The organism is Methylobacterium oryzae (assembly GCF_021398735.1).
Lineage (GTDB): Bacteria > Pseudomonadota > Alphaproteobacteria > Rhizobiales > Beijerinckiaceae > Methylobacterium.
The window spans coordinates 3880223-3903351 of the sequence record NZ_CP090349.1; the positions used below are offsets into that span (position 1 = coordinate 3880223).

20 protein-coding genes are annotated in these 23129 nt (G+C 71.1%); 10 read left to right on the plus strand and 10 right to left on the minus strand.

Going from position 1 to position 23129, the window contains the following annotated elements; translation table 11 throughout:
* Positions 1-33: 33 nt before the first annotated feature.
* Together LXM90_RS18515 and LXM90_RS18520 are read right to left on the minus strand one after the other, a co-directional pair.
* Positions 34-804, minus strand: a complete 771-nt coding sequence (locus LXM90_RS18515) for a Bax inhibitor-1/YccA family protein (protein WP_020095346.1) — start codon at positions 802-804, stop codon at positions 34-36.
* A 425-nt stretch (positions 805-1229) separates the two neighbouring features.
* A complete protein-coding gene (locus LXM90_RS18520) occupies positions 1230-1817 on the minus strand; it encodes a PAS domain-containing protein (protein ID WP_020095345.1) in 588 nt (195 codons plus the stop codon).
* A gap of 161 nt (positions 1818-1978) precedes the next feature.
* Between LXM90_RS18520 and LXM90_RS18525 the strand changes: the two genes are divergently transcribed.
* Positions 1979-2302: a hypothetical protein gene (locus LXM90_RS18525; RefSeq protein WP_205833402.1), complete on the plus strand. Its 324-nt coding sequence runs from the start codon at positions 1979-1981 to the stop codon at positions 2300-2302.
* Between the two features lie 160 nt (positions 2303-2462).
* Here the strand turns inward: LXM90_RS18525 and LXM90_RS18530 are convergent, their stop codons facing one another.
* Together LXM90_RS18530 and LXM90_RS18535 are read right to left on the minus strand one after the other, a co-directional pair.
* The gene (locus LXM90_RS18530) at positions 2463-5039 is read right to left on the minus strand and encodes an ABC transporter permease (protein ID WP_042669662.1); all 2577 of its coding nucleotides are present in this window, start codon (positions 5037-5039) and stop codon (positions 2463-2465) included.
* Positions 5039-5740 (minus strand): ABC transporter ATP-binding protein, encoded by a 702-nt coding sequence (locus LXM90_RS18535; RefSeq protein ID WP_376738864.1) that lies wholly within the window; start codon positions 5738-5740, stop codon positions 5039-5041. The genes LXM90_RS18530 and LXM90_RS18535 overlap by 1 nt, the downstream gene beginning before the upstream one ends.
* Positions 5741-5944: 204 nt before the next feature.
* On the opposite strand from LXM90_RS18535, the gene LXM90_RS18540 reads away from it, so the two are divergent.
* Positions 5945-6556: an arylesterase gene (locus LXM90_RS18540; RefSeq protein WP_020095341.1), complete on the plus strand. Its 612-nt coding sequence runs from the start codon at positions 5945-5947 to the stop codon at positions 6554-6556.
* Positions 6556-7095, plus strand: a complete 540-nt coding sequence (gene thpR, locus LXM90_RS18545; RefSeq protein WP_042669663.1) for an RNA 2',3'-cyclic phosphodiesterase — start codon at positions 6556-6558, stop codon at positions 7093-7095. The genes LXM90_RS18540 and thpR overlap by 1 nt, the downstream gene beginning before the upstream one ends.
* 163 nt (positions 7096-7258) lie before the next feature.
* Here the strand turns inward: thpR and coaA are convergent, their stop codons facing one another.
* The 3 genes from coaA to LXM90_RS18560 form a co-directional block, all read right to left on the minus strand.
* Positions 7259-8248 (minus strand): type I pantothenate kinase, encoded by a 990-nt coding sequence (gene coaA / locus LXM90_RS18550; RefSeq protein WP_234080998.1) that lies wholly within the window; start codon positions 8246-8248, stop codon positions 7259-7261.
* The gene (locus LXM90_RS18555; RefSeq protein WP_020095338.1) at positions 8245-8568 is read right to left on the minus strand and encodes a phosphoribosyl-ATP diphosphatase; all 324 of its coding nucleotides are present in this window, start codon (positions 8566-8568) and stop codon (positions 8245-8247) included. The genes coaA and LXM90_RS18555 overlap by 4 nt, the downstream gene beginning before the upstream one ends.
* A 142-nt stretch (positions 8569-8710) precedes the next feature.
* Complete coding sequence (locus LXM90_RS18560) at positions 8711-9658, minus strand: aspartate carbamoyltransferase catalytic subunit (RefSeq protein WP_042669664.1); 948 nt, start codon at positions 9656-9658, stop codon at positions 8711-8713.
* Positions 9659-9978: 320 nt separating this feature from the next.
* Here LXM90_RS18560 and LXM90_RS18565 point away from each other — a divergent pair, with 320 nt between their 5' ends.
* The 3 genes from LXM90_RS18565 to topA all read left to right on the plus strand — a co-directional run bounded on the left by LXM90_RS18565 (position 9979) and on the right by topA (position 14780).
* Positions 9979-10839, plus strand: coding sequence for a cytochrome b/b6 domain-containing protein (locus LXM90_RS18565; protein WP_042669665.1), 861 nt, complete (start codon positions 9979-9981; stop codon positions 10837-10839).
* Positions 10836-11795, plus strand: coding sequence for a molybdopterin-dependent oxidoreductase (locus LXM90_RS18570; protein WP_042669666.1), 960 nt, complete (start codon positions 10836-10838; stop codon positions 11793-11795). The genes LXM90_RS18565 and LXM90_RS18570 overlap by 4 nt, the downstream gene beginning before the upstream one ends.
* A gap of 300 nt (positions 11796-12095) precedes the next feature.
* A complete protein-coding gene (gene topA, locus LXM90_RS18575; RefSeq protein ID WP_042669667.1) occupies positions 12096-14780 on the plus strand; it encodes a type I DNA topoisomerase in 2685 nt (894 codons plus the stop codon).
* Between the two features lie 185 nt (positions 14781-14965).
* Here the strand turns inward: topA and LXM90_RS18580 are convergent, their stop codons facing one another.
* Entirely contained in the window at positions 14966-15154 is a 189-nt protein-coding gene (locus LXM90_RS18580) for a hypothetical protein (RefSeq protein WP_042669668.1), read from the minus strand.
* 371 nt (positions 15155-15525) lie between these two features.
* Between LXM90_RS18580 and parE the strand changes: the two genes are divergently transcribed.
* Positions 15526-17586: a DNA topoisomerase IV subunit B gene (gene parE / locus LXM90_RS18585; RefSeq protein ID WP_205833400.1), complete on the plus strand. Its 2061-nt coding sequence runs from the start codon at positions 15526-15528 to the stop codon at positions 17584-17586.
* Positions 17587-17746: 160 nt separating this feature from the next.
* Here the strand turns inward: parE and LXM90_RS18590 are convergent, their stop codons facing one another.
* Entirely contained in the window at positions 17747-18241 is a 495-nt protein-coding gene (locus LXM90_RS18590; RefSeq protein WP_020095331.1) for a PRC-barrel domain-containing protein, read from the minus strand.
* A 216-nt stretch (positions 18242-18457) separates the two neighbouring features.
* Positions 18458-19324, minus strand: a complete 867-nt coding sequence (locus LXM90_RS18595; protein WP_091980959.1) for an outer membrane protein — start codon at positions 19322-19324, stop codon at positions 18458-18460.
* Positions 19325-19773: 449 nt separating this feature from the next.
* Between LXM90_RS18595 and LXM90_RS18600 the strand changes: the two genes are divergently transcribed.
* From LXM90_RS18600 to LXM90_RS18610, 3 genes are all read left to right on the plus strand, one after another.
* Positions 19774-20154 carry a hypothetical protein gene (locus LXM90_RS18600; RefSeq protein ID WP_020095329.1) on the plus strand — a complete coding sequence of 127 codons (381 nt, stop codon included), beginning with the start codon at positions 19774-19776 and terminating at the stop codon, positions 20152-20154.
* Positions 20155-20363: 209 nt separating this feature from the next.
* A complete protein-coding gene (locus LXM90_RS18605; protein WP_205833399.1) occupies positions 20364-21941 on the plus strand; it encodes a DEAD/DEAH box helicase in 1578 nt (525 codons plus the stop codon).
* Between the two features lie 101 nt (positions 21942-22042).
* Entirely contained in the window at positions 22043-23101 is a 1059-nt protein-coding gene (locus tag LXM90_RS18610; RefSeq protein WP_020095327.1) for a sensor domain-containing diguanylate cyclase, read from the plus strand.
* Positions 23102-23129: the final 28 nt, after the last annotated feature.

A 23129-nucleotide genomic window follows, 5' to 3' on the forward strand; every position in this document is an offset into this window, starting at 1 on the left:
GGGGTTCCCTCGTCCCGTCTTGTTCGGGTTGGCTTATCGGCGGTCGCCGATCAGGCTCAGCAGGAACTGGAACATGTTGATGAAGTCGAGATAGAGCGTCAGGGCGCCGTTCACCGACATCTTGGCCGCCATCTCGCCGTCGAAGCCGCCGTAGAGATACATCTCCTTGAGCTTCTGGGTGTCGTAGGCGGTCAGGCCCGCGAAGATCAGCACGCCCAGCACCGAGATGGCGAACTGGAGGGCCGACGAGGCGAAGAAGATGTTCACCAGCGACGCGAGGATGATGCCGATCAGGCCCATCATCAGGAACGAGCCCATGCCGGAGAGGCTGCGCCGGGTGGTGTAGCCCCACAGGCTGAGCGAGCCGAAGGCCGCCGCCGTGATGAAGAACACCTGCACCACGCTGCCCCCGGTGAACACCAGGAGAAGCGAGGACATCGAGGCGCCCATCACCGCCGCGAAGGCCCAGAACATCGTCCGGGCGGACGAGGCCGACATCCGGTCCATCCGCATGGAGAAGACGAAGATGAACGCCAGCGGGGCGAGCATCAGGACCCACTTCAGCGGGCTGAGGTAGAGGGTCTGACCGAACGGGGTCAGGATCGGGCGGGTGCCCTGGTAGGCCGCCACGGAGGCCATGTTCAGGCCGAGCGCGACGAGACCCGAGATGCCGAGCCCGACGATCATGTTGTTGTAGACGCCGAGCATGAAGGTGCGCAGGCCCTGATCGACCTCGACCTGGGTGCCGGCGTAGCCGGTCGGCTGCTGGGCGCCGTACCGGAAGGGGCTGTTCTCGAATGCCATGGGAGTTTCCTTGCGGAGGCTCTCTCAGCGTGGTGTTCGGTCGAGGCCCACGCAGGACCTCTGGCGCCGGGCTGGCGCCTCGGTCGGGAATATGTTGCGCCCGAAGCCGCGACACAAGTCCCCGGCCACGGTTCCCGGGCCGCTTTTCCGTGTCCGGCGGATGTATTTTTGTCCATCTGGGCTGGGATTAAAATGCATTCCGCTCCGTCGTCGGGTTGTTCGACTGACGGTTGCCGCCGTCCAGGCGTTTCGATGCGCCTGCGCGAAGTCTTAACGGCTTCCTTATGCCACGTGCGTCCGCGTGCGCCCCGGTTTCTCCGGTCCGGACCGCCAAGTCCCGGCGGGTTCGTGCTTGAAAGGCGGGTCCGCAGCCTCGAAGATCCGCTCTCGGGCGCGCGGGATCTGGGCGGCCCGGGAGGGGCGGTTCAGTGCGTCATCCGGCGGGCCAGGGCACGGCCCAGACCCAGCAGCATCAGGTCGGCGGCCGCCCGCACCTCCGCGGGCATGTCGTCGGTGAGCGTCTCCTTGAGCGCGACGGCGAGGTCGGCCGCCCGCTCCAGCGGGTCGCCGCCCGCCATGGGCCTGCCGACTACGTAGCGGTCGCCGCCGTCGCGGATCTCGGTGATGTCCATCAGGATGCCGTGCGAGCGCTGCGGCTCGCCGTCCTCGTTCCGATGGGTCCGCCCCCGGCTGAGGAGCCAGCGCACGGTGCCGTCCGCCTTGAACACGCGGTACTCGGCAAGGACCAGCCCGCTCGATCGGACGGCCCGGAGCATGTGGTCCATCAACCACGTCATGTCCTCGGGATGCACCGCGGCCAGCGCCATCGGCCCGTTGATCGGACGGTCGGCGAGGTCGGGATTGCCGGTCAGCAGCCGGGCCGCGCCCGCGTCGTAGACGACCACGCCGCGGACGTGGTCCCACTCCCAGGCTCCCACAACGCACGAGGCTTCGAGAGCCGCCCGGAGACGGTCGGCGTTCTCCGCGTAGCCATCGATGACGTTGATGCGCATGGTGGACGGTCCCCTCGGGCCGCTCGAAGCTCGAATGTCTAGCTCCGTACCAATCTTCCGGCGAAATGACAAAGAGTTCACTTGCGAATACCCCTTCACGGGGGCACCTCTTGTCATGGTTGGGAAATTTTCCCCCGTCGCGAGTGATTCGAGGGGCCGCCATGGATGAGAACGGACTCGAATTCCTGCGGACGATTGCTGACCGGAAGGTGGAATCCTCCGCCGCGCGCGCGCTGAACAGGATTGCGCAGTCCCTCGATTTGCCGATCGAGGCGTTCTACGGTTTCGATCAATGCGGATCTGTGGACCGTCCGGCCATCGAGCGGGAGACGGAGCGGCTGCTGATGCTGGTCGGGGCCCACCTGCGCCGACTCGATCCCGCGGCGCGGAGGCGATTCGGTGAGGCGGTCCTCGCTCTGGTCGGCCCCGAACCGACCGACGCATGCGCGCGCACCGCGGAGAATGCGGAGCGCGGCGACCCGTGAGCGCGGGGTCCGACGGTTGGAAGCCCCTCCCCCACGGACCGAGGGCTCCGGTATCCTGCCGGACCGTCTCCGGCCGGGCGCGGTCCGCCGCTCTCGACGGCCTCGATCGCGGCCTCCGCCGGGGCTGAACCGGATAGGGAGCCTGCGGGGCCGGCCTCCGTCAGGCCTGCCGGAGATACGGCGCCGGCTTCTGCCCCAGGATCCGCCACGTACCGACGAGCCCGAGGAGGATCGCCAGCGCCACCGCGGCCACGGCCGCGACCAGCGCGCCCGACAGGTCGAGGCGGAAGTCGAGGTGCATGACCTTGGCGACGATCACCCAGCCGACGAGCGTCCCGGCCAGGAGGCCGAACAGCGCCGTGGCGAGGCCCAGCGCCGCGTATTCGAGGGCGTAGGCGGTGAGCAGGCGCGCCCGGCTCGCGCCCAGCACCTTGAGCACGACGGCGTCGTAGAGCCGCGCCCGGTGCCCGGCCGCGATGGCGCCGGCCAGCACGAACAGGCTCGCCAGCACCGCCACGGCGCTCGCCCCCCGGATCGCCAGGACCAGCCGGCCGACGAGGTCCCCGATCGCGTCGAGGGCGTCCTTCACCCGCACGGCGCTCACCGACGGGAAGGTCTTGGCGACGTCGCGCAGGATGCGGTTCTCGGCGGAAGCGTCGGTGCCGCCGGGCAGGGTCAGCGTCGCGAGGTCGGAATGCGGCGCGCCCCGGAAGGTGCCCGGCGAGAACACCATCACGAAGTTGATGCCGAGGTTGCGCCACTCCACCCGGCGCAGGTTGAAGATCGTCGCGGTGAGGTCGCGCCCGAGCACGTTCACCGTCACGGTGTCGCCGAGCTTCAGGCCGAGCTGGCGGGCGAGGTCGGCCTCGAAGGAGACCAGCGGCTTCGCGCCCTGCTCCGGGCTCCACCACGCGCCCTCGGTGAGGCTGGAGCCGTCCGGCACCGTGTCGGCGTAGGTGATGCCCCGGTCGCCGTCGAGCACCCAGGCGGCGTCTTCCGGGGGGCGGATCTTGCTCGCCGGCACGCCGTTCAGGGCGACGATCCGGCCGCGCATCATCGGCACGTCCTCGATCTTCCCGCTCGGGGCCGAGCGCGCCAGGAACTCGCGGAACTGGGCGGCGTCCCGCGAGGGAATGTCCAGGAAGAAGAGATTCGGCGCCCGGGCCGGCAGGGTCGCGCTGATCGTGCGGCGGACGTTGGCGTCGATCAGGCTGAGCGTCACGAGGAGCGTCACGCCGAGGCCGAGCGACAGGACGATGGCGGGCGTCAGGGCGCCGGGCCGGTGCAGGTTGGCGAGCGCCATCCGGGGCGCCGGCCAGCGCGGGTGCGGCAGGCGGCGGGCGAGCGCCATCAGGCCGAGCGCCACCAGATGCAGCAGGCCGAACGCGATGGCTGCGGCCGCGATGAAGATCAGCGCGACGCGCCGGTCGAAGGCGGTCGCCACCGACAGGCCGACCAGGGCCGCGAGGCTGACGGCGAGCCAGATCCGGTAGCGCCAGCGCGGGCTGACGCGGGCCGGGTCGACCGTGTCGCGGAACAGCCCGGAGACCGGCACGTCGTGGGCGCGGCCGAGCGGCGTGATCGCGAAGGCGAAGGCCGTGATCAGCCCGTAGGCGGCCGCGAGTGCCAGTTCCCCCGGGGCCAGCGTCGGGTTCAGCGGCAGCGGCAGGTCGGCGGAGAACAGGGCGTCGAGGAGGAAGGGCAGGCTCGCGCCGATCGCGAGGCCGATCAGGGTGCCGAGGCCGGCGATCAGCATCACCTGCGTCAGGTACAGGGCGACCACCTGCGAGCCCGGCGCGCCGACGCTCTTGAGCGTCGCGATCGAGGGCCGCTTGCGCTCCACGAAGGCGTGGACGGCGTTGCCGACCCCGACGCCGCCGACGATCAGCGCGGTGAGTCCCACCAGGGTCAGGAACTGCGTGAAGCGCTCGATGCTCTTGGCGAAGCGCGGGTCGGCGTTGGTGCGCGAGCGGATCTCCCAGCCGGCCTCGGGGGTGGCGGCGCGGATCCGGGCCTGCGCCGCGTCGAGGTCGGCGTCCGGCGTGCCGGGCGGCAGGACCAGGCGGTAGCTCCAGCGGTTGAGGCTGCCGGGCTGGACGAGGCCGGTGGCGCGGAGCGTCGGCTCAGAGACCATCAGCCGCGGCCCGAAGCCGATGCCGCCGGCGATCTTGTCGGGCTCGGACACGATGGTGCCGCGGATCGCCACGTCGTGCCCGGCGAGCGCGATCCGGTCGCCGACCTTGACGTCGAGGCGGGTGAGCAGGGCCGGGTCGGCGAGCGCACCCGGCACGCCGTCGCGCTCCGCCAGCAGGTCGGCGAGGCGGCCCGGCGGGTCGGTCGCGAGGTCGCCCGCGGCCGGGTAGGTGGCGGGGTCGACCGCCTTCAGCTCGACCAGGGCCGCGTCGCCGCTGCCCGCCACCGCCATGGCCCGCAGGGAGGCGACGATGTCGAGGCGGCCTTCGCGCGCCAGCGCCTGCCTCTCCGCGTCGGTCGCCTCGCGGTTGATGAGGTTGAAGGCGAGGTCGCCGCCGAGGATGCGCCGGCCTTCCCGGCCCAGCCCGTCGGACAGCGAGCGCGAGATCGACGCCACGCCCGCGATGGCCATGACGCCCAGCGCGATGCAGGCGAGGAACACCGCGAAGCCGTCGAGCCCGGCCCGCAACTCGCGCAGCGCGAGGCGCAGGGTGAGCGGGATCCGGCGGGGCGCGGGGTCGGGGCGGGTGATCGTGCCGTGCATCAGGCGGTCACCGCCTCCTCGATCCGCCCCGAGCGCAGGCGCACGGTGCGGTCGCACAGGCGAGCGAGGCCGTTGTCGTGGGTGACGAGGACCAGTGTCGCGCCGCGGTCCCGTTTCAGCCGGAACAGCAGGTCGACGATCTGGCGGCCGGTGGCTTCGTCGAGGTTGCCGGTGGGCTCGTCGGCCACGAGGATCGCCGGGTCGGGGGCGACCGCCCGGGCGATGGCGACGCGCTGCTGCTCGCCGCCGGAGAGCTGCGCCGGGTAATGGTGCAGCCGGTGCCCGAGGCCGACCGCCTCCAGCTCGGCGCGGGCCCGCTCCAGGGCGCCGGGCCGGTCGGCGAGTTCGAGCGGAAGGGCCACGTTCTCGAGCGCCGTCATGGTCGGCACGAGGTGGAAGGCCTGGAACACGATGCCGATCCGGCGCCCGCGGAACCGCGCCAGCGCGTCCTCGTCGAGGCGGACGAGATCGGTGTCCTCGATGACGACGCCGCCGGAATCGGGCCGCTCCAGCCCGGCCATCACCATCAGCAGCGTCGACTTGCCGGAGCCGGACGGGCCGACGAGGCCGACCGCCTCGCCGCGGTCGACATTCAGCGAGATGCCGCGCAGGACGTGGACGCGGGCGGCGCCGCGGCCGAGGCTGAGATCGATGTCCGACAGCGCGATCGCGGGCTCGCGCAGCACCTTGCCTTGGCTCACCGGTGAGCCGATCTGTGGGCGATGACGAGCATGGCGCGCGAGGTCCTCACGTGGGGTCGATCCCTTCGGCTTCGATCTTGGCTCTACGGGCCGCGGGTGCACCGCGATATGGGTTCGGCATTGGGGCCGCGCCATGACGCGCGCGCTGTGTTCCGGCGCACGGCCCTGTATGCCGCAGCGCTAGCGCTCCTGATGGTCCCTTTCATGACAGCCGTCGCGCCGGGAGCGCGGGCCGCGCCCGGCGAGCCGGTCAAGCTCGTCGCCCTCGGCGACAGCCTGACCGCGGGCTACAAGCTCCCGGCCGACGCCGCCTTCCCGACCGTGCTGGAGCGCCTGCTCAAGGCCAGGGGCGCGGACGTGACGGTCGCCAATGCCGGCGTCTCCGGCGACACCGCCACGGGCGGCCTCGACCGGGTCGACTGGTCCGTCCCGGACGGGACCGCGGGCGTGATCCTCGAACTCGGCGCCAACGACATGCTGCGCGGCACTGACCCGAAGGTCACCGAGGGCGCGCTCTCGGCGATCATCGAGCGGCTGAAGGCGCGGGGCATCCCGGTCCTGCTCGCCGGCATGCAGGCCGCGCCCAACCTCGGACCCGACTACAAGGCCCGGTTCGACGCGATCTACCCGGCGCTCGCCAAACGCTACGGCCTGACCCTCTACCCGTTCTTCCTCGACGGGATCATCGGCGACCGGGCGCAGCACCTCGACGACATGATCCACCCGAACCGGCAGGGCGTGGAGACCATCGCTTCCCGCATGCTGCCGACGGTGGAGGGTTTCCTGGGGGGCCTCCGGCAGGGGGCGTCGCGGTAGTGCCGCGCCTGTTCACCGGCCTCGCGGTGCCGCCCGCGATCGCCGACGCGCTCAGGGCCTGGCAGGGCGGCCTGCCCGGGGCCCGCTGGATCGAGCCGGGCGACTTCCACGTGACCCTGCGGTTCATCGGCGACGTCGACGCGACCACGGCCGACGACGTGGTGGAGGCGCTGTCCGAGATGCGGGTCCGCCCGGCCCTGACGGTGACGCTCGACGGCCTCGGCATCTTCGGCGGCGACAGGCCGCGGGCGCTCTACGCCTCGGTGGTGCCGGAGGCGGAGCTGACGGATCTCCAGGCCGAGCAGGAGCGGCTCGTGCGCCGGGCCGGGGTCGAGCCGGAGCGGCGGAAATTCACCCCGCACGTGACCCTGGCGCGTCTCCGGCGCGACGCCACGCCGGAGGCGGCGGCGATGTACCTGTCGCAGGCGCCGGTCTTCGCGCCGCTGACTTACACGTCGGACCGGGTGACGCTGTTCTCGGCGCGGGACTCGACCGGCGGCGGTCCGTACGTGGCGGAGGCGGAGTTCCCGTTCGCGTGATGCGCCTAGGCTCGGTCGTTCACGTCCTTGCGAGCGAAGCGAAGCAATCCAGAGTCGGCGACATCGCCCCGAACGTCGCGCTGCCCTGGGTCACTTCGCGTCGCTCGTGATGACAGAGGTTCGGTCTTCATGCGGGCCGATCGCGCGATCTGCCCGAACCGGCCTACAGCCGCCGCAACGCCACGCTCTCGATCCGGTGGCTCGCGCCCTTGGTCAGGATCAGGCTCGCCCGCTGGCGGGTCGGCACGATGTTCTCGCGCAGGTTCGGCAGGTTGATCGTCGTCCAGAGCCGGTCGGCGATGTCGAGGGCCTCGGTCTCGGCGATCTCGGCGTATTTCCGGAAGTACGAGCGCGGGTCGCGGAACGCCGTCTGCCGCAGCTTCATGAAGCGCGTGACGTACCAGCGGTGCAGGTCGTCCTCGTGGCCGTCGAGATAGATCGAGAAGTCGAAGAAGTCGGACACGAACGGGATCGCGGTCCCGTCCCGCGGCAGCCGCGCCGGCTGGAGCACGTTCAGGCCCTCGACGATCAGGATGTCGGGGCTCTCCACGACCCGCTCCTCCCCGGGCACCCGGTCGTAGACGAGGTGCGAGTAGAGCGGCGCGGTGACGCGCTTGTGGCCGGCCTTCACGTCGTGGAGGAAGCGAAGCAGCGCGGCGGTGTCGTAGCTCTCCGGGAAACCCTTGCGCTCCATCAGCCCGTTGGCGGCGAGCTCGGCGTTGGGCAGCAGGAACCCGTCGGTGGTGACGAGGTCGACCTTGGGGGTGTTGGGCCAGCGCGCCAGCAGGGCGGTCAGGATGCGGGCGGTCGTGGACTTGCCCACCGCCACCGACCCGGCGAGCCCGATGATGTAGGGCGCCTTGGTCTCGCGCTCGGCCATCAGAAAGCGCTGCGTCGCCTTGAACAGGCCCTGCGTCGCCGCGACGTACAGGGCGAGCAGACGGGACAGCGGCAGGTAGATCGCCACCACCTCCTCGACCGAGATCGGGTCGTTGATCGATTGCAGCCGCTCCAGGTCTTCCTGGTTGAGGGTGAGCGGCGTGTCGGCGCGCAGCTGCGCCCATTCCTCGCGGCTGAAGCGGCGATACGGCGAGAGCCGGTCGGACACTTCGAGGATCGCCTCGACCGAGCCCGGCAGCGCGGCCGCGTTCACGCGTGGCGCCTCGCGGCCTTCTCGGCGATGCCGCTCTGGGCCGTGCGACGCTCCAGCTCCGCCATCACGGCATCGAGCTCGACCCCGCCCGCCCGGAGCAGCACGACGAGGTGGTAGAGCACGTCGGCGGCCTCGTTCCGTAGGCCGGTCTTGTCGCCCTGCACGGCCGCGATCGCCGCCTCCACCGCCTCCTCGCCGAGCTTCTTGGCCGCCTTGGCGGGGCCCTCGGACAGGAGCTTGGCCGTGTAGGAGGTGGCCGGATCGGTCCCGGCGCGGCTCGCCACGAGGGCGGCGAGGTCGGCGAGCGTGTAGGCGGTCATGAAGCGATCTGCATGTTGCGACGGCCCCTTATACAGATCAGGACCGGATTTCGGCAGGAAACTGCGCCACGGCCGCTCGGCGGGCAAGCGGAGCGGGTGAAGGCCGCCCGGCTTTGTCTGGGGATCACCCGTTGTCTTGGGTTCACCCGTTCGGCAGGTGCCGCGCCAGCGCCTCAAGCACGGCCATGCGGACGGCCACGCCCATCTCGACCTGCTCGCGGATCAGCGACTGCGCCCCGTCGGCGATCTCGGAGGAGATCTCGACGCCGCGGTTCATCGGCCCCGGATGCATCACCAGGGCGTCGGGCTTGGCGAGCGCCAGCTTCTCGCCGTCGAGGCCGAAGTATCGGAAATACTCCTTCACGGACGGCACGAACGAGCCGTTCATGCGCTCCCGCTGGAGGCGCAGCATCATCACGATGTCGCAGCCGACGAGGCCCTTGCGCATGTCCGTGAATGTCTCGACGCCGAAGCGCTCGATCCCGGAGGGCAGCAGCGTCGAGGGCGCGATCAGGCGGACCCGCGCGCCCATGGCCTGGAGCAGGATGATGTTGGAGCGCGCCACCCGCGAGTGCAGGACGTCGCCGCAGATCGCCACCTGCAGGCCCTCGATCCGGCCCTTGTTGCGGCGGATGGTGAGCGCGTCGAGGAGGGCCTGGGTCGGGTGCTCGTGGGCGCCGTCGCCGGCATTGACCACCGCGCAGTCGACCTTGCGGGCGAGCAGGTGAACGGCGCCCGCCGATTCGTGACGGACCACGATGATGTCGGGCCGCATGGCGTTGAGCGTCGCGGCGGTGTCGATCAGGGTCTCGCCCTTCTTCACCGAGGACGAGGCCACCGACATGTTCATGACGTCGGCGCCGAGCCGCTTGCCGGCGAGCTCGAAGGACGATTGCGTCCGCGTCGAGGGTTCGAAGAACAGGTTGATCTGCGTGCGGCCCCGCAGGGTCGTGCGCTTCTTCTCCACCTGCCGCGAGATATCGACGGCGGATTCGGCGGCGTCGAGCAGCCCCTCGATGTCGGGCCGGGTCAGGCCCTCGATGCCGAGGAGGTGCCGGTGCGGGAAGGCCGGGGGCGCGGGCGTCGTCATGATGAGGCCCGGGTGTATGTGCGGCGCGCCCGGGGGGCAAGGCTGTTCGGCGCTCATCCCGGTTCAGTCATGACGCTCGCTCCGTCAGGGGCTGCGGGCGTCACGGGTTCGAGGCCCAGGCTGTCCGTCCGGCGGCAGGATGGGGCGCGTCGCGCTCCGTCATCGACGGCGCGCGCCCATCGGCGCAGTCGCACTTCGAGAGGCGGCTGCGGCCTTTTTCCCGGCGGATGGTAACCGCCCGCCCCCGCGCCACGTATCTGCCCGAACGGTCGGGATCCGTACGCTCCCGACCCCGCGCCGCTTGCCCGGGATCCAGACGCTTGGCCGCCTCCCCTGCCCTCGAAGCCCCCGAGACCGTCGACCGGCAGGGGCGCCGCTGGTTCTACCGCCACCCGCTGGTCATCCGGCTGGCGCACTGGATCAACGCCTCGGTGCTGCTGGTGCTGCTGATGAGCGGCCTGCAGATCTTCAACGCCCACCCGGCGCTCTACTGGGGTTCGGTCTCGACCTTCGACAATCCGTCGCTCGCCATCACCAGCGAGCCCGGCCGCGACGGCACGACCCGCGGCGTCGTGACGGTCGGTTCCCACACCCTCGACACGACCGGCGTGCTCGGCCTGTCGAGGGAGGGCGGCACCGAGGTGGAGCGCGCCTTCCCGTCCTGGGCGACGCTGCCGGCCAACCAGGACCTGGCGACCGGGCGGCGTTGGCACTTCCTGTTCGCGTGGCTGCTGGTGATCAACGGGGCGATCTACCTGCTCTACGGCCTGGTCTCGGGCCAGCTCCGCCGCCGCCTGATCCCCGACGGCGACCAGATCCGCGACTTCGGCGGCTCCGTGAAGGAGCACCTGCTCCTGCGCTTCCCCGAGGGCACCGAGGCCAAGCGCTACAACGTCATCCAGAAGCTGACCTACCTCGTCCTCGTGCTCGGCCTGCTGCCCGCGATGGTGCTCGCAGGGCTCGCCATGTCGCCCGGGATGGACGCGGCCTGGCCGTGGCTCACCGAGCTGTTCGGCGGCCGGCAATCGGCGCGCAGCGTCCACTTCATCGCCGCCGGGCTGATCGTGCTGTTCGTGGTGGTCCACGTGCTGCTCGTGGTCGTCTCCGGGCTCGTCAACAACATGCGCGGCATGATCACCGGCTGGTTCAGCCTCGGCCGCGACCGGGAGACCGCGCGATGATCCTCCACCGCCGCAAGCTCCTCACCGCGGGCGCCGGCCTGATGGGCACCGCGCTGCTGGCCGGCTGCGACAAGTTCGCCGGGACCGAGACGGGGCAGCGCACCCTCAAGGTCGGCGAGGACGCCAACGAATACGTCCAGCGCCTGCTGATGTCGCCGACGACCCTGGCCCGGGAATTCCCGGCCTCGATGATCTCGCCCTGGTTCAAGCCGAACGGCACGATCGACCCGCCGGACCGCGCCTACCGGGCGCTGGCGGCGCGGAACTTCTCGGACTTCAAGCTCTCCGTCGACGGGCTGGTCCAGACCCCGCTGTCGCTGAGCCTCGCGGACCTGCGCGCCCTGCCGTCGCGCACCCAGATCACCCGGCACGATTGCGTGGAGGGCTGGAGCTGCATCGGGCAATGGGGCGGCGTGCCGCTCGCCGAGGTGCTCAAGAAGGCCGGGCTGAAGCCGCAGGCGCGCTACGCGGTGTTCCACTGCGCCGACACGCTGGAGTTCGAGGCCGGTCCCAAGGGCGGTGGCAGAGGGCGCAACCAGGGCGCGTCCCTCTGGCGCCCGAGCCATCCGGGCGCGGTGCGCGACGCTTACGTGCAGCTCGCCGCCGCCGACGATTGGGGCGGCCCGGCCACCGCCACCGACGCGCCCAAGGACGATTGGGGCCAGGGCAGCCCGGCCCCGGAGCCCGAGCCGGCGGGGATCCCGATCCGCTACTACGAGAGCATCGACCTCTACGACGCCTTCAACCCGCAGACGATCCTGGCCTACGACCTCAACGGCAAGCCGCTGCCGGTCTCGAACGGCGCGCCCCTGCGGCTGCGGGTCGAGCGCCAGCTCGGCTACAAGCAGGCCAAGTACGTGATGCGGGTCGAGATGGTGGAGTCGCTCGCCGGGATCGGCCAGGGCAGCGGCGGCTACTGGGAAGACCGCGGCTACGAGTGGTACGCGGGGATCTGAGGCGACTGACGGGATTTTGAGCTGCTGACGCGGCAAGTTCCGTGCTGGAGCCCGGGCCGCGTTTCATCCTGCATGGCCTCTTCCCCGGACAGGTGGAGCGACGCGGAACCTGATCAGGACCCGGCCCGAAAAGTGCCGCGCAGTGGCTCCCCCGAACAACCTCGCGATTTGACAACCCGCCGCCCGTGACCCACTTGTGCCCGGCGCGCGGCCCCGGCCCGACGGCGGGCATACGTCCCACGCGAATCTCGAACAGAATTCGTCCGTCGCGCCCAGGCTCCGTCAGGGGCAGAGGTCTGAATGAAAGTCGTCGTCGTCGAGTCGCCGGCCAAAGCCAAGACGATCAATAAGTATCTCGGCCGCGACTATGAAGTCATCGCCTCCTTCGGGCATATCCGCGACCTGCCGCCCAAGGACGGCTCGGTGGATCCCGAGCAGGACTTCCACATGGTCTGGGAGCTGGCCGACCGCGGGGCGAGCCGGGTCTCGGAGATCGCCAAGGCGGTCAAGGGCGCCGACAAGCTGATCCTCGCCACCGACCCGGATCGCGAGGGCGAGGCGATCTCCTGGCACGTGCTGGAGGCGCTCACCGCCCGCAAGGCGCTCAAGGGCATCCCGGTCGAGCGCGTGACCTTCAACGCCATCACCAAGGCGTCGGTCGAGCAGGCGATGCGCAAGCCGCGGGAGATCGACCAGGCGCTGGTCGACGCCTACCTGGCGCGCCGGGCGCTCGATTATCTCGTCGGCTTCAACCTCTCGCCGGTCCTGTGGCGCAAGCTCCCGGGCGCCCGCTCGGCCGGGCGCGTGCAGTCCGTGGCGCTCCGCCTCGTCGTCGAGCGCGAGATGGAGATCGAGCGGTTCAAGCCGCGCGAGTACTGGACGCTCATCGCGACCCTGACGACCGCCGACGGCGCGACCTTCGAGGCCCGCCTCGTCGGCGCCGACGGCAAGCGCATCCAGCGCCTCGACGTCGGCACCGGCGAGGAGGCGGCGGCCTTCAAGCGCGACCTCGAACTCGCGACCTTCCAGGTGGCGAGCGTCGAGGCGAAGCCCGCCAAGCGCCACCCGCAGCCGCCCTTCACCACCTCGACCCTCCAGCAGGAGGCCTCCCGCAAGCTCGGGATGGCGCCGGCCCAGACCATGCGGGTCGCCCAGCGGCTCTACGAGGGCGTCGATATCGGCGGCGAGACGGTCGGCATCATCACCTACATGCGGACCGACGGCGTCGACATGGCGCCGGAGGCGATCCAGGACGCCCGCCGGGTGATCGGCAAGGAGTTCGGCGACCGCTACGTGCCGGACGTTCCGCGCAAGTACAGCGTCAAGGCCAAGAACGCCCAGGAGGCCCACGAGGCGGTGCGCCCCACCGACATGGGCCGCCTGCCCAAGACGGTGGCGCGCCACCTCGAGCCCGAGCAGGCCCGGCTCTACGAGCTGATCTGGACCCGCACCATGGCCAGCCAGATGGAATCGGCCGAGCTGGAGCGGACCACCGTCGACGTCACCGCCAAGGTCGGACCGCGGACCATCGACCTGCGCGCCACCGGCCAGGTGGTGAAGTTCGACGGCTTCCTGACCCTCTACCAGGAGGGCAAGGACGACGAGGAGGACGAGGAGAGCCGCCGCCTGCCGCCCATGAAGGCCGGCGACCCGCTCGCCCGCGAGCGGATCAGCTCGACCCAGCACTTCACCGAGCCGCCGCCGCGCTACTCCGAGGCGAGCCTCGTGAAGCGCATGGAGGAGCTCGGCATCGGCCGCCCGTCGACCTATGCCGCGGTTCTCCAGACCTTGCGGGATCGCGAATACGTCAAGATCGAGAAGAAGCGGCTGCAGCCGGAGGACAAGGGGCGGCTCGTCACGGGCTTCCTCGAGAGCTTCTTCCGGCGCTACGTCGAGTACGACTTCACCGCCGGCCTCGAGGAGCAGCTCGACCGGGTCTCCAACGCCGAGATCGACTGGCGGGCGGTGCTGCGCGACTTCTGGCGCGACTTCTCCGCGGCGATCGGTGAGACCAAGGAGCTGCGCGTCGCCGACGTGCTGGAGGCGCTGAACGGCCTCCTCGGGCCGCACATCTTCCCCGACAAGGGCGACGGCTCGAACCCGCGCACCTGCCCGACCTGCGGCTCAGGCCAGCTGTCGCTGAAGCTCGGCAAGTTCGGCGCCTTCATCGGCTGCTCGAACTACCCGGAGTGCAAGTACACCCGGCAGCTCTCGGCCTCGGGCGTCGACGGCGACGGTGACGGCTCCTCGGCCGAGGGCGGCCAGCCGGGCGTGCGCGTGCTGGGCGACGATCCCGCGACCGGCCTGCCGGTGACGCTGCGCGACGGCCGGTTCGGGCCGTTCCTCCAGCTCGGCGAGGCCTCCGCCGAGAAGGGCGCCGAGAAGCCGAAGCGCTCGTCGCTGCCCAAGGGGCTCAGCCCCTCGGACGTGGATCTCAACAAGGCGCTGGCCCTGCTAGCGCTGCCCCGCGAGGTGGCCCGCCACCCCGAGACCGGCGAGCCGATCCTGGCCAATCTCGGCCGGTTCGGACCCTACGTGCAGCACGGGAAGACCTACGCCAATCTCGGCAAGGACGACGACGTGCTGGAGATCGGGGCTAACCGCGCCATCGACCTGATCGTCGCCAAGGAGCAGGGCGGCGGACGCGGCCGCCCGGCCGCCGATCCCGGCCGGCCGCTCGGCAAGGACGAGGCCAGCGGCCGCGATCTCGTGGTCAAGGCCGGCAAGTACGGGCCCTACGTCACGGACGGCGAGGTCAACGCCACGCTGCCGAAGACGATGAGCGCCGAGGCGCTGACCCTCGACGAGGCGATCGCCCTGGTGAACGCCAAGCGCGCCGCGGGCGGCGGCAAGCCGGCAAAGCGCGGGGCGGTCCGGAAAGGGTCGGCGCGGGCCGCGAGCGGCGACAAGCCGGCGGCGAAGAAGACCGCCGCGAAGAAGCCTGCGGCCAAGAAGGCGGCAGCGAAGACGTCGAGCGCGGGCTGAAGCGTTCGTGGACGAGGCTGAGGCGGGCCGGCAAGCCCGCCCGTCCTTGCGAGCAGAGCGAAGCAATCCAGTGCAGCGCGAGGCGTTCGAACGTGGCGCCGACTGGGTTGATTCGCTCCGCTCGCAAGGACGTGGCAGAGGCAGCGTTGCCGCCCCTCACCGCGGGTAGCGGTCAGCGATCGGGTTCAGACCAGGTAGGTGATCGTCGCCGCCACGGCCGTCGCGAAGGTCGCGAGCGCGAGGGTGGTGGAGTTCATCAGCGCCCGGGCCGGCGGCACCGCGGCCGCGTCATCGTCGCAGCCGAAGGCGGCGCCGGCCGCGTGCTCGAAGCGGATCAACGTGAGGCGGCGGGCCTCGATCGCGGCGTCGCTCATGGACTGCGGCTCCCTGACCACGGTCAAGATTTATCTCCGCCACCAACGTCGATCGTCCCGTTCTGTTCCGGGCGTCGCCTGTGGAAGCCGGGCATGCGGGTCACGAGAAAGCCTTAACCCATTGTTGTGCAACGTCGTGATGACGGCCCGGCGCGCGGAACCGTGTGCCGACACGGACGCGGCCCTCGCTCGCGGCGGCGCAGCATGCGATGATGCGACCGCCTCGCCGCAGGGCGAACGGCTTTGATGTTTATGGTTTGTTCCGCTATCATGCGGGGATGAAGGCGCATGCTCCACGACCCGAGACCCGTCTCAAGACCCGTCTGCGCGAAGCCGAGCCGGCCGACGCGCCGCGTGCCAGGAGGCCGCGCGTGAGCGATCCGGCGCGGGACCTGTTCGGGCCGGGCGGCAAGGGCGCGGCGGCCCGCCCGCCCGAGCCGCGGCGGCGGCTGGATTCGGCGGCCTCCGTGGCGACGCTCGCGGCCGCCGAGCCGGAGGGCGGCTACACCGCCTCCGACATCGAGGTGCTGGAGGGGCTGGAGCCCGTCCGGCGCCGGCCCGGCATGTATATCGGCGGCACCGACGAGCGGGCGCTGCACCACCTGTTCGCCGAGGTGATCGACAACTCGATGGACGAGGCGGTCGCCGGCCATGCCAGCTTCATCGAGGTGGAGCTGGAGGAATCCGGCGCCCTCGTGGTGACCGACAACGGCCGCGGCATCCCGGTCGACCCGCACCCGAAATTCCCCGGCAAGTCGGCGCTCGAGGTCATCATGACCACGCTGCACGCCGGCGGGAAGTTCGACTCGAAGGTCTACGAGACCTCGGGCGGCCTGCACGGCGTCGGCATCTCGGTGGTGAACGCGCTCTCCGACCTGCTCGAGGTCGAGGTGGCGCGCAACCAGACCCTCTACCGCCAGACCTTCTCGCGCGGTCATGCCCAAGGGGCCTTGGAACTGGTCGGCCGGGTGCAGAACCGCCGCGGCACCCGCGTGCGCTTCCACCCGGACGCCCAGATCTTCGGCTCGCTGAAGTTCGACCCGCGCCGCCTGTTCAAGATGGCGCGCTCCAAGGCCTACCTGTTCGGCGGCGTCGAGATCCGCTGGCGCTGCGCCCCTGCCCTCCTCGAGGGGCTGGAGGACGTGCCGGCCGAGGCGGTGCACCGCTTCCCCGACGGGCTGCGCGACTACCTCGCCCGCGACATCGACGGGAAGGAACTCGTCACCGACGCCATGTTCTCCGGCAAGATCACCAAGCCGGGCTCGCACGGGTCGCTCGAATGGGCGGTGGCCTGGATGGTCGCCGAGGACGGGATCTCGCACTCCTACTGCAACACGATCCCGACGCCCGAGGGCGGCACCCACGAGGCCGGCCTGCGCGTCGCCCTGCTGCGCGGCCTGCGCGAGCACGCCGAGCGGGTGAACCAAGCCAAGCGCATGACGGCGGTGACCACCGACGACGTCATGGCGACCTGCGCGTCGATGCTCTCGGTGTTCATCCGCGAGCCGGAGTTCCAGGGCCAGACCAAGGACAAGCTCGCCACCGTGGAGGCCCAGCGCATCGTCGAGACTTCGGTGCGCGACGCCTTCGACCACTGGCTCGCCGCCTCCCCGGCCCAGGCCAACAAGCTCCTCGACTGGGTGATCGACCGGGCCGAGGAGCGCCTGCGCCGCCGCCAGGAGAAGGAGGTCGCCCGCAAGAGCGCGACCCGCAAGCTGCGCCTGCCCGGCAAGCTCGCCGACTGCTCGGCGGCCGGCACCGCGGGCTCGGAGATCTTCATCGTCGAGGGCGACTCGGCCGGCGGCTCGGCCAAGCAGGCCCGGGACCGGGCGACCCAGGCGATCCTGCCGCTGCGCGGCAAGATCCTGAACGTCGCCTCGGCCTCGCGCGACAAGCTCGGCGCCAACCAGCTGATCTCGGATCTCACCCTGGCGCTCGGCTGCGGCACCGGTTCGGCCTTCCGCGAGGCGGACCTGCGCTACGAGAAGGTGATCATCATGACGGACGCCGACGTCGACGGCGCCCACATCGCCTCGCTGCTGATCACCTTCTTCTACCGCCAGATGCCGAGGCTGATCGACCGCGGCCACCTCTACCTCGCGATCCCGCCGCTCTATCGGCTGCAGCAGGGCTCGAAGGTGGCCTATGCCCGGGACGACGCGGATCGGGAGCGGATCGTCAAGACCGTGTTCAAGGGCGGCAAGGTCGAGATCGGGCGGTTCAAGGGCCTCGGCGAGATGATGCCGGCCCAGCTCAAGGAGACCACCATGGATCCGAGGAAGCGCACATTGCTGCGCGTCGCGGTCCTGGACGAGGCCCGGGAATCGACCGGCGACACGGTCGAGCGCCTGATGGGCAACAAGCCCGAGGCGCGCTTCGCCTTCATCAGCGAGCGCGCGGCCTTCGCCGAGGGCGCCGACCTCGACATCTGACGCCGGAGCGCCGGCGCGGCCGCGCCGCGTCGGTCGATGGCGCCGCGCCGTCATCGCGAGCGCAGCGAAGCAACCCAGCAGCGCCACGTTCGCCGAAGTCGCGCTGCCCTGGATCGCTTCGCTGCGCTCGCAAAGACGGGTGACCGGTTTCGGTCGCGCCTTATCGGGGCGGCGCGATCACCTTGGCCGGGTCGAAGGGCTGGGCCGCCGCCACCGTGTCCTTGCCCATGTTGAGGACCGCCGAGAATCGGTCGCCGCCGGGACGCAGCACGAGGGCGCCCGGCTCGACCGCGATGAGCTTGCTGCCGAGGCCGAGGAAGCCGCCGACGTCGATCACGACGGCCTTGAGCGTCCCGCCGTCGGCGATGAGCAGATCCTCGATCTTGCCGACGCTGTCGCCGGCGGCGTTGCGCACCGTCACGCCGATCATCTTCGTGGTCAGGAAGGTGACGGGCTTGAGCCCCTGACGCTTGGCGGCGTCCTCGGCGCTCGCCGCCTCCGTCAGCCGCCCGCCCCCCTTGCCGTCCGTCGAGGTTCCCGGTCCCGTGGCCGGCAGGATCGTGTCCTTGCCGATCACGCTGGCGTCCTGCGCGGAGGCCGGCGCGTTCGCGAGGCCGAGGGCCGCGAGCGACAGGAGAAGGATTCGGCTTCGCATGGCTGATCGCTCCGCGCGCCCGGTCCTCGCGTGGAAGGCCCTGTCCGGGTCACTGAGGGGCGCCGCGGTCTCAATCGCGGGCGGCCCGCGCGGTTCCGGCCCTCCCTGTCGCACCCGCCGAGGCCGGTTCGCGGTCCCGAAACGCGAAAGGGCCCGGCCTTGCGGCCGGGCCCTTCGGGAGCGCGGAGCCGGCAGAGCCGGCTCCGGCATCCGGTCTCAGTACGAGCCGAACTTGTAGTTCAGGCCGGCGCGGACGACGGCGAACTCGGTCTTGGCGGCGGCGCCGTTGAGGTAGGCGATGCCGTTCGGGGGCAGGAGGTTGCCGTAGAACACGCCGCCGGCCGAGTTCTTCTGGCGGTCGAGGCTGACGTACAGGCCTTCGACCTTCAGCGTCACGGCGTTCGAGCGGAAGAAGTTCAGGAACGAGTCGGTGGGCAGGGCGTACTCGACGCCGCCGCCGGCGGCCCAGCCGGTGCGGAAGCTGTCGCGGAAGCGGTTGCCGGCGAAGTTCTGGTCGTCCTGGCCCGAGCCGTAGGCGAAGCCGCCGGTGCCGTACACGAGGGTGCGGTCGAAGGCGTAGCCGAGGCGGCCGCGCACGGTGCCGAAGTAGTCCAGCCCGTTGCCGCTGGTGGCGACGAAGGCGCGCGGGGCGGCGAACGCGATGCCCGGGGCGCCGCCGAAGGCGTAGTTCTGGGTGCCGTTGGCGCGGCGGGCGAAGTCGACGTACTGGGCGTCGGCCTCGAAGCCGATCACGACGCCGGAGCCCGGGGTGAACTGGTAGTTGTAGCCGATCTGGGCGCCGCCCGAGAAGCCGTCGTTGTTGCTGCGGTTGTTGACGCTGACGACGCCGGCGGTGCCGGGGGAGTTGATCAGCGAGCCGCCGGGCAGGGCGTAGTTGGTGGTGTTGCGGCTGTTGGCGTCGAAGCCGTAGCCGGCGTTCACACCGAAGTAGAAGCCGGTCCAGGTGAACACCGGCACCGGCGTGAACACCGGCGGCGGCGCGGCGCGGCGCGGAAGGTCGGCGGCGGACGCCGCGGCGGTCATGCCGGCGAGGACGGTGGATGCGAGGAGAAGCTTCTTCATGGTGGTGTTCGGTCCTGGGTTAGCTTGAGCCGGCAGCCTTCTAGGCGCTCTCGGATGGCGGGTCTGTCGCTTTCCTGCAACAAGCCTCTTCAGGCTAGGGACATCCCGTCAACGAAAGATGAAGACTAGCCGGCCCTGCCCGACAGCAGACGGCCCGCTCGCGCGCTCGACGAGGGCGAGGAGAGCTGCAGAGACCGTGAAGACTAGCTGCCTTGCGCGCCGCGCATATTGGCGGCGGCCGGCGCGGGGCCGGCGACATCGCTCGCGGTCTCTGCAGGAGCCGTCGGCGGCGGACGTTTTATTCCGGCACAACTTCGACGAGAATGATTCTCGCGCGTAAGCGATCGATTAACCCTGTTGCCCGATGGTCCGTCGCTCGCGGGCCCGTCCCCGGGCCCCTGTCGCGCCCCAAACCGAATCCGGTCCCCCGCCGGCGGAGACCGCTGTCCATGCAGAGCCCCGACGAACGGAGCCGGACGACCTTCGGCAAGCGCCGGACCGGCGAGGCTGCGCCCGGCGCGCAGGCCAGCCCGCGGACCGGCTCGACCGCCGCGCGGGTGGCGCGCGTCGAACCGAGGCGGAGCGCGGGCCCCCTGCCCTGGACGCTGCGCGTGGCGGGCTTGGTCGGGATCGTCGCGGTGATCGGCGCCTACCAGCTCGCGCGGCTGAGCCGGCCCGACGCGCCGACACCCGGGACTGCCGTCGCGACCGCGGCGCTCGCGCCGATGGCCGAGCCCGAGACGACCGGCGCCATCGCGGCGGCCCGATCCGCCCGCACCACCCGCCTGGATCCCTGCGTCGCGCCCGCGGGCGACCGTCTCCGGCCCTGATCGGCGACCCTTCGCGCGGCCGATCCCCTGTGCGCGGGCAGGCACTGTCGCCATTGCGAGATTGACAAGTCGCGCCAAGGCCCTAACTGACAGGGAGCATGCGCCCCGCGGCCCCGGGAGCGTCCGAGCGCCCCGCGCGAGCCTTTCCCAGCCGTTGCCGCGACGGTGTCCTTCGCGCCGGCCGGGCGCGCAACGGTTCCTGAACGCAGATGCCTTTTTCCGACCTGGGACTGAGCGAGAAAGTCCTGAACGCCGTCGAAGCGGCGGGTTACACCGAGCCGACGCCGATCCAGGCCGAGGCCATCCCACACGTGCTGGCGCGCCGCGACGTCCTCGGGATCGCCCAGACCGGCACCGGCAAGACCGCGGCCTTCACGCTCCCGATGCTGACGCTGCTGGAGAACGGCCGCGCCCGCGCGCGGATGCCGCGCACGCTGATCCTGGAGCCTACCCGCGAGCTGGCCGCCCAGGTGGTCGAGAATTTCGACCGCTACGGGACGAACCACAAGCTCAACGTGGCGCTGATCATCGGCGGCGTCTCCTTCGCCGATCAGGACGCCAAGCTGATGCGCGGCACCGACGTGCTGATCGCGACGCCCGGCCGCCTGCTCGACCATTTCGAGCGCGGCAAGCTGCTGCTCACCGGCGTCGAGCTCCTGGTCATCGACGAGGCCGACCGCATGCTCGACATGGGGTTCATCCCCGACATCGAGCGCATCGTGAAGATGGTGCCGTTCACCCGGCAGACGCTGTTCTTCTCGGCGACCATGCCGCCGGAGATCGAGCGGCTGGCGGACATGTTCCTGCACAACCCGCAGCGGGTCGAGGTGGCCCGGCCCGCCTCCACTGCGACCACGATCACCCAGCGGCTCGTCGCCACCGGCGCCGAGGGGCACGCCAAGCGCGAGCGCCTGCGCACCCTGATCCGCGGCGAGGGCGAGCTGAAGAACGGGATCATCTTCTGCAACCGCAAGCGCGACGTGGCGCTGCTGCAGAAGTCCCTGGTCAGCCACGGCTTCGACGCCGCGGCGCTCCACGGCGACATGGACCAGCGCGCCCGCACGACGGCCCTCGACGGGTTCCGCAACGGCGACACCGCCCTGCTGGTCGCCAGCGACGTGGCGGCGCGCGGTCTCGACATCCCGGCCGTCAGCCACGTCTTCAACTTCGACGTGCCGCATCACCCGGAGGATTACGTCCACCGGATCGGCCGCACCGGCCGCGCCGGCCGCAGCGGCACGGCCTACACGCTGGTCGCCCCCGACGACTCGCGCTCCCTCGGCGCCATCGAGGCGCTGATCGGCCAGCCGATCCCCTGGCTGGACGGCGACCTGACCAGCGTGGCCGACCCGTCCGGCGACACCGGGACGCGCCACCGCGGCCGCGCGAGCGACGGGCGTCGGGGCGGCCGCTCCGCCAAGAGCGGTGGACGGAGCGGCGACAAGAGCAGCAGCGACAAGGGTGCCGACAAGGGCGCCGACAAGGCCGTCGTCGAGAAGAGTGCCCGGAGCGCGAGCGAGACCGAGGAGGTCCGCGAGCGTCCGACCCGGTCGCGCGGCGGCCGCGGCGCGGCGCGCGCGGAGAGCCGCCCGGACGATCGTCCCGAGAGCCGTTCTGAGAGCCGCCCCGAGAGCCGTCCGGAGCCGCGCGCGTCAGGCCGCGGCGGCGAGTCCGCGCGCGAGGAGCGCGGGCGCCGGATCGACGCGGACGGGGACACGCCCGTCGGCCTCGGCTCGCACGTTCCTGCGTTCCTGCTTCGACCAGTCTTGGCGAAGAAGGATAAGTAACAGACGTCTGTTCCGGCTTAACTGTCCGGCTACCAGGCAGCCGTATATTGGGTCAGGGCAACGACGCAGGCGCGTCGGTCGCCCCGGACCGCGGGATACGGATGAGCCAGGAGACCTATTCGGATCGCGATCGCAGCTTCGCGTTGGCGAAGCGCAGCCACGATCTGATTCGCGACTACGGGCCCTCCGCGACGCCGCGCGCCTACGCCGTCTGGTACGCCTACGTCTCGGGAGAGCTGCCGCTCCTCGCTGACGCCGTGAAGCGTCTCACCACGCAGAACGGCTGCCTCACCGAGGGCGACATCGACGACCTGCACGAGACCTATCTCGACGGGCGCCGCCTCGCGAGCACCACCGACGACGTCAGCCGCATCGTCCTCAGCGAGATCGCGGCCGTCACCGAGATCCTGGACCTCTCCCTGGGCTCGACGGCGCAGTACAGCGAGTCGCTGCGCGCGGTCGCTCAGGACCTCTCCCAGGGCGTCCCGAGCCGGGCGCGGTTCGGCGAGATCGTCGCGACCCTGGCCGCCACGACGCGGGAGGTCGCCGCCAACAACCGGATTCTCGAAGCCCGCATGCGCGAGACCCGCAGCGAGATCGAGACCCTGCGCGAGAAGCTCGAGGCGACCCGGCGCGAGAGCCTGACCGACGCCCTGACGGGGCTCGCCAACCGCAAGCATTTCGAGGAGACGCTGAAAGCGTCGATGGAGACGGCCCGGGCGCGCAGCACGCCCATGAGCCTGATCATCCTCGACATCGATTTCTTCAAGCGCTTCAACGACCTGTACGGTCACCTCACGGGCGATCAGGTCCTGCGGCTCGTGGCGATCGTGATGCGCGAGAACGCCGGCAAGCAGGCGCAGCTCGCCCGGTTCGGCGGCGAGGAGTTCGGCATCATCCTGCCCGGGGTCGACCGGACGGTGGCCAAGCAGGTGGCCGAGACGGTCCGCGCCAGCGTCATGGGGCGCGAGCTGGTCAAGCGCTCGACCGGCGAGTCGCTCGGCAAGGTCACCATCTCGCTGGGCGTGGCGGTGCTGCGCCCGGGCGACACGCCCGCCTCGCTGATGGAGCGGGCCGACCTGTGCATGTTCGCGGCGAAGCGCGCCGGCCGGAACCGCTTCCTGGACGACGCCGCCGAGTCGCTGATGCAGGTGGCCTAGAGCCGGCCCCGGCCGTGTCGCCGTCCGG

Bases quoted from the DNA above. Each gene is read 5' to 3' on its own strand.
- topA (WP_042669667.1), top strand. From the start codon at position 12,096: ATGAAAGTCGTCGTCGTCGAGTCGCCGGCCAAAGCCAAGACGATCAAT.
- LXM90_RS18520 (WP_020095345.1), bottom strand. From the start codon at position 1,817: ATGCGCATCAACGTCATCGATGGCTACGCGGAGAACGCCGACCGTCTC.
- LXM90_RS18590 (WP_020095331.1), bottom strand. From the start codon at position 18,241: ATGCGAAGCCGAATCCTTCTCCTGTCGCTCGCGGCCCTCGGCCTCGCG.
- LXM90_RS18540 (WP_020095341.1), top strand. From the start codon at position 5,945: ATGACAGCCGTCGCGCCGGGAGCGCGGGCCGCGCCCGGCGAGCCGGTC.
- LXM90_RS18560 (WP_042669664.1), bottom strand. From the start codon at position 9,658: ATGACGACGCCCGCGCCCCCGGCCTTCCCGCACCGGCACCTCCTCGGC.
- LXM90_RS18515 (WP_020095346.1), bottom strand. From the start codon at position 804: ATGGCATTCGAGAACAGCCCCTTCCGGTACGGCGCCCAGCAGCCGACC.
- LXM90_RS18595 (WP_091980959.1), bottom strand. From the start codon at position 19,324: ATGAAGAAGCTTCTCCTCGCATCCACCGTCCTCGCCGGCATGACCGCC.
- LXM90_RS18555 (WP_020095338.1), bottom strand. From the start codon at position 8,568: ATGACCGCCTACACGCTCGCCGACCTCGCCGCCCTCGTGGCGAGCCGC.
- LXM90_RS18580 (WP_042669668.1), bottom strand. From the start codon at position 15,154: ATGAGCGACGCCGCGATCGAGGCCCGCCGCCTCACGTTGATCCGCTTC.
- LXM90_RS18600 (WP_020095329.1), top strand. From the start codon at position 19,774: ATGCAGAGCCCCGACGAACGGAGCCGGACGACCTTCGGCAAGCGCCGG.
- LXM90_RS18525 (WP_205833402.1), top strand. From the start codon at position 1,979: ATGGATGAGAACGGACTCGAATTCCTGCGGACGATTGCTGACCGGAAG.
- LXM90_RS18610 (WP_020095327.1), top strand. From the start codon at position 22,043: ATGAGCCAGGAGACCTATTCGGATCGCGATCGCAGCTTCGCGTTGGCG.
- LXM90_RS18570 (WP_042669666.1), top strand. From the start codon at position 10,836: ATGATCCTCCACCGCCGCAAGCTCCTCACCGCGGGCGCCGGCCTGATG.
- LXM90_RS18605 (WP_205833399.1), top strand. From the start codon at position 20,364: ATGCCTTTTTCCGACCTGGGACTGAGCGAGAAAGTCCTGAACGCCGTC.
- LXM90_RS18530 (WP_042669662.1), bottom strand. From the start codon at position 5,039: ATGCACGGCACGATCACCCGCCCCGACCCCGCGCCCCGCCGGATCCCG.